The sequence below is a fragment of the Pseudomonas sp. JL2 genome (assembly GCF_031570495.1).
GTDB lineage: Bacteria > Pseudomonadota > Gammaproteobacteria > Pseudomonadales > Pseudomonadaceae > Aquipseudomonas > Aquipseudomonas rhizophila.
Map to the genome: position 1 here is coordinate 1 of NZ_JAKUDH010000061.1, position 1574 is coordinate 1574.

Genomic DNA, 1574 nt, shown 5'->3' on the forward strand with positions numbered 1-1574 from the left:
AGCATCGATAACGCCACCGGCGGTAACTTCGAAAACCTGGTACCAAGCACCACGCCAGCCGTCACCGACGTAACCGACACCATTGATACCAGCACGGTTTCGCTCACTGCGACCGCGAATGTAGCTGAAGGCGGCACTGTCGTTTACACCGCCTCGGTCAACGCTCCCGTGACCGGCGCTCCGCTGGTCGTAACCTTGAGCAACGGCCAGAGCATCACCATCCCGGTCGGCTCCAGCAGCGGTTCGGTCAACTTCGTGACCCAGAACGATGCCCTTGCCGGCGGCGACAACCTGAGCGTCAAGATTGATGATGCTCAGGGCGGCAACTACGAAAAACTGGACATCGATGCCACTCCGGCTGACACCACCGTTACCGATGTGCAGGACACGACTGGCCTGACACTCTCGGCCACTGACACCGTTGCCGAAGGCGGTTCGATTGTTTACACCGCAACCCTGACCAACCCCGCTGGTTCACCAGTGACCGTGACTCTGAGCAACGGCGCTGTAATCAACATCGCTGCCGGCGCCACCACTGGCACAGTAACTGTCGATGCACCAAAAGACGACGTCTACAAAGACGCCGGCAAGGTTGAAGTCAGCATCGATAACGCCACTGGCGGTAGCTTCGAGAACCTCGTTCCGAGCACGACTCCGGCAGTGACTGATGTCACCGATACCATCGACACGTCGACTGTCAGCCTGACCGCGACCTCCTCCGTGGCCGAAGGCGGCACCGTGGTTTACACCGCTTCGGTCAACGCTCCGGTCACCGGCGCTCCGCTGGTAATCGCCCTGTCGAACGGCCAGAGCATCACCATCCCGGTCGGTTCGAGCAGCGGTTCGATCAATTTCGTGACCCAGAACGACGCCCTTGCCGGCGGCGACAACCTGAGCGTCAAAATCGACGACGCCCAGGGCGGTAACTACGAAAAACTGGACATCGATGCCACTCCAGCGGACACGACTGTCACTGACGTGCAGGACACGACCGGTCTGACCTTGAGCGCTACCGACTCGGTTGCCGAAGGTGGTTCGATCGTTTACACCGCAACCCTGACCAACGCCGCTGGTTCACCAGTGACCGTGACTCTGAGCAACGGCGCAGTGATCAACATCGCTGCCGGCGCTACCACCGGCACTGTGACCGTCGATGCGCCAAAGGACGACGTCTACAAAGACGCCGGCAAAGTCGAAGTCAGCATTGATAACGCCACCGGCGGCAACTTCGAGAATTTGGTGCCAAGCACCACGCCAGCCGTCACCGATGTCACTGACACCATTGATACGTCGACCGTCAGCCTCACCGCGACCTCCTCCGTGGCTGAAGGCGGCACCGTGGTTTACACCGCTTCGGTCAACGCCCCGGTCACCGGCGCTCCGCTGGTGATCACCCTATCGAACGGCCAGAGCATCACTATCCCGGTTGGCTCCAGCAGCGGCTCGGTCAACTTCGTGACCCAGAACGACGCCCTTGCTGGCGGCGATAACCTGAGCGTCAAAATCGACGACGCCCAGGGCGGTAACTACGAAAAACTGGACATCGACGCCACTCCGGCTGACACCACCGTTAC

1 protein-coding gene is annotated in these 1574 nt (G+C 60.5%); it reads left to right on the top strand.

Annotated features, from left to right (window positions below; genetic code table 11):
• Positions 1 to 1574, top strand: a 1574-nt coding sequence (locus tag MKS85_RS28730) for an immunoglobulin-like domain-containing protein (RefSeq protein WP_409078043.1), incomplete at both ends; no start/stop codon positions are given.